The sequence below is a fragment of the Persicitalea sp. genome (assembly GCF_041751555.1).
Taxonomy (GTDB): Bacteria; Bacteroidota; Bacteroidia; order Cytophagales; family Spirosomataceae; genus Persicitalea.
In genome coordinates, this window is sequence record NZ_JBGSXF010000249.1 from 1 (window position 1) to 3,923 (window position 3,923).

General features: G+C 53.2%; 3 protein-coding genes and 1 pseudogene. 1 reads left to right on the forward strand and 3 read right to left on the reverse strand.

Annotated features, from left to right (window positions below; all coding sequences use genetic code 11):
* From ACEW8P_RS08910 to ACEW8P_RS08920, 3 genes and pseudogenes are all read right to left on the reverse strand, one after another.
* Positions 1-1,309: pseudogene (locus ACEW8P_RS08910) on the reverse strand (Crp/Fnr family transcriptional regulator); the annotation flags it as partial.
* 100 nt (positions 1,310-1,409) lie between these two features.
* Positions 1,410-2,672, reverse strand: coding sequence for an intradiol ring-cleavage dioxygenase (locus ACEW8P_RS08915; protein ID WP_373512736.1), 1,263 nt, complete (start codon positions 2,670-2,672; stop codon positions 1,410-1,412).
* Between the two features lie 110 nt (positions 2,673-2,782).
* Complete coding sequence (locus ACEW8P_RS08920) at positions 2,783-3,640, reverse strand: LytTR family DNA-binding domain-containing protein (protein WP_373512737.1); 858 nt, start codon at positions 3,638-3,640, stop codon at positions 2,783-2,785.
* A 98-nt stretch (positions 3,641-3,738) separates the two neighbouring features.
* Here ACEW8P_RS08920 and ACEW8P_RS08925 point away from each other — a divergent pair.
* Positions 3,739-3,923, forward strand: a 185-nt coding sequence (locus tag ACEW8P_RS08925) for a hypothetical protein (RefSeq protein WP_373512738.1), incomplete at its 3' end; no start/stop codon positions are given.

Genomic DNA, 3,923 nt, shown 5'->3' on the forward strand with positions numbered 1-3,923 from the left:
ATCGTTTGCTGAGGGCATTTTTGAGTTCTAGAAGATAGTGGCCGTGGGCTTTTAATAGGAAATATAAAGCTGTCCCCGCCAGGGCCGTGATAAAGAGGAAAGAACCCGCCGCCAGGTGCAGGTGATTCAGGTAGGCAACCAACGTAACGACTCCCGCAATACCCATGCCCAGCGGTTCGTAGATTCCCTTGGCCAGCGTGTGGGCTTTGAGCCTTTGGTGCAAAAAAAGTGGTTGGAAAAGTACCAGAAACACTGGGTCGTAGGTAGTCTTGCGCGTTATTTCAAAGAAAATGTACAAGCCGCTGAACATATTCAGCAGCACGACTTCGGTGCCGTCGATGAACGAGAAAGCATACAGCCCCAGCGAAGCGGTAATTGTCAGGATAGGTAGTAATATCAGGACAATTCGCAACCCGAAGCGAGCAATTATTCGACTGGAAAGCAGTCGTTTTATGACAGTAGCCGTACCGAAAGCGATCGTGAGCAAATAGCCCAGGTAATTCATGACATCGCTTTGGTCGTGGTACCTGTGCTTGACGTTGACGAAGAAACTGTACTCGATGAAAATCGCCGCCGCCGACACGAATACCATGCCAATGCACAGGTAGTATACCAGCCAGCTTCCGCCAAAAAAACGGTCGATCAGGCGAGGGTGGTTGAGTGCCGCGGTCCGCCGCTTGACCGCGTGGTGGTCGGGAATGATGGTGGAGCGGAAAGTCAGCGTCTGCACCAGATAGGCCAGCAGAAAGGCAGCGCAGGCCACCCACAGCAAAATGTAGAGCGAATAAGCGGAATGAATCAACACTGCCAGCAGCGCGCCGATGGCCTTGGCGGGCAAGTCGCCGGAGCCGATAATGCCGAAAATACGCTTGCTCTGCCGTACGTCAAACACCAGCGCCGACAACCCCCAGAATTCCAGCCCCGAAAGCAGATAAACGGCCCGGTAGCCGACCAGCAGTACCACTGCTTCCACGAAAGGATCGAGGAAATAAAGTCCTGCCGAGAGCAAAATCACCAGCCCCACGGTAACGAGCATGACGCCTCTGACAAGTTTTTTGAGCGATAGACGGTGTTCGTAATGCTCATACATCTTCCCTGCTAACATGCAGCCTGCTGCCGCGAGAAAGTACCCCAACGGCAATGACAGGTCGGGGTTGTTCTGGAGCAAAAGCACCGTGGCGCACACATAGATAAGTATAGTGCCAATGCTGATAAAGAAATTATGAAGGAAAAAAAGTACCAGCGGGCGGCGATCCGTCGGGCGGCGTTCCGTGTTGCTGGGACTTTCTCCGGGATTTGGTAGGGACACTTCCGGGCGACAATTAATTGACTCGCTGTAAAAGGCGGTAATTTACCACCAAGTCGGCAGGAATCAAACGCCGTCCGCTCTTTGGCAGAAGAACAGCGGCCTATCTCAGCTTCCGGGTCAGCTTCTCAAAATCCGTTGCCATCGGCTTCAGGTCCTCGTACTTATCGATAACCACCCGACCCTTATAAACAATGAATGTGTTAAATGTGGTACGGGCGTCCCGCCCGTCTGCCGCGGCTAGCCCATAAAGCACCACATCGCTCGCCTCATCCCCAAAACTCGGCACCACCGTCAAAGCCAGCCGCCGAATATCCAGTTCACGACCCAGCCGTTCCAGTCTCTGTATGGTAGCGGCCCGATCCCCACCCGCCTCCACAATCATATACACTTTCAACTGATCCATTTTCTCGCGGCTGAGCTTTTCCAAAAACACCAGCCATTCCTTAACCTCATCTATCCGATTGGCATTCTTGACAAAATACAAGATGCCGTAGTTGCGCCCATACTTACAAACCGGACACGCCTTCGACCCGCGATCGGGCCCCCAGGCGTGATAGGGCGTGAATGACGGGCTTTCCTCACCGATGGAAAGCCCCGTTTCTTTTTTGCCAGTCTTATTTTCGGGGTAGTTTGGAATATGCAGCCCCAGAATAATGTCGTGTTCAGCGACCAAGCTTCCGTCCTCCTCGCGGGGCCGCATCACGCCGCTGCCGCCCCGATTTTCCAGCACTTTGCGCTTGGCGGTGGTCAGCAACGGGTCGTCGTCAAACACTAGTTCATCTACGTAATACTCGTCGGCGATGTCCTGCTCCTTGATGGCCAGATGGATGTGGGCCGCAATGTCGCGGTCAGGATAAGCCGCCGGGCGGTTGGTGTGGAGCGTATATTTTCCATCGGCTCCCGTTTTCATCCAGCCGCGTCGCGACCCGTGGCGCGTATTGGCCAGGCCCGATGCCTGGTTGTTGGAATAAAAGCCCTGCTCGTCGGTCTGCCAGTAATAGACGATGACGTCCGGCGCGGGCGTGCGGCCGTCGTTTTGATAGACTGTCCCCGTCACGACAAGTTTGGTGCGGGCCTCAGTCCAGCCGAAACTCGTGTCGGTCGAGGGAATAACGGCGGGCATCTCGAGGTACATCCGCTCGCAGCCGTCGCAACCACCGCCAACTAGGGCAGACGGGGAAGCGGCCACGCGGTTTTGGTTCGCTTGCTGGCTTTTGCTTTGGCAGGAAATCAGAAAAAACATCCCCAACCACAACCACCCCGAATTGTAGAGACGCGATTTATCGCGTCTAGCTGCGTCGGGGGGGGCTGGGGCGTAATGGCTGGCGACGCGGCTCACTATATCCGTATCCACTTGTTTCATAGTGAAGAAGAAGTCATTTGAAAAAATGAGACTCCTCAAAAATAGCCTGTTATCGCCGTTCACCCTACGTCTTTTCGCTAAGTGGCGGACTTAACCCGCTGAGCCGCGAATCACAGCAATCGCCCTTTGACCCTACTGGCGTAATGCCGACTTAGACGCAGTATGGTACCGTCCGCCATCTGCACATCGTAGTCGCCCGTAAGACGGGAAGTGACCTTCTGCACCCGGTGAATATTGACAATACAGGAGCGGTGAATACGGACGAAATCTTCGGGGTCGAGCTGCTTTTCCAGTTTGGTCAAGCTGTCGGAATAGAGGTGCTTCCCGCCTTCTCCGTGCAGTACCGTGTAGGAATCCTCCGAGCCAATCCAGTCGAGGCTGTCGGCCTGAATGCGGGTCGTTCTAGCCCCGTCTTTAATCAGGAAAGCTGTCAGGAATTTTGGCAGCGCTTTTTGTTTTGGCAAGATTTCCGGGGCTGCCTTTCCCTGCTTTCTTTCTGAGAAACGGTTGAAAATCAAGAGCAGCAGGCTATACATCAGAATGCCAATGAAGAAATCTTCCGATAACGATTTTCGCAGAACTCCCTCGAAACGAAAAGCGTGACCTAACAACACCCTGCTCAATCCGGCCACTATTCCCGAAAAAAGCAGCACTTGTCCTAAACTGGACAGAAAAGCGGCGGCAAGGTGTCTTCCGCCATTTTTCAGAATGCTGTCTTGAATGGGCCATTTCCGAGCCAGATGCGCCACCAGCAATGTCAGTGGAATGAACAGCAGCCAGTAGATTTTGTACAGCAGACTTTCGCTCCAGTAAAAAGAAGTGCCTTTCAAAAAAGCAAACCACGCATCCTGACCCGTGGCCAGCAATGCGACAGCCAGCCACAAATATAGGTAGAGACGAGGCATCCATCGTCTGGCCGCGTCGGGGGCTATAGTGTCAAGGTTTATTCCTAATATTTTTCGTTTCATAAACTCTGTGCCTTTTTCTACGCCTTCAGACGAGGCATGCCTCGTCTCTACGCCACGTTTTGGTGTATATTTGCCAAATCACCCAATCAATTTAACCCATGAAACCCTTTTTGCCAAAGATTTTATTCGTTGTTTTCCTTTTCATTATAATCAAAACCCCCACCGACGCCCAAACGCTCCTGGGCTTCGACGCCCCGGAGGCTCAAAAACAAACCGCCCTCGAAAAACAATTCGACCAGCAGCTCAAGGCCGAAAACCTCCGCGCCCACATGAAGCGCATGAG

Coding starts and splice junctions, on each gene's coding strand:
- ACEW8P_RS08915 (WP_373512736.1), bottom strand. CDS start 2,672: ATGAAACAAGTGGATACGGATATAGTGAGCCGCGTCGCCAGCCATTAC.
- ACEW8P_RS08920 (WP_373512737.1), bottom strand. CDS start 3,640: ATGAAACGAAAAATATTAGGAATAAACCTTGACACTATAGCCCCCGAC.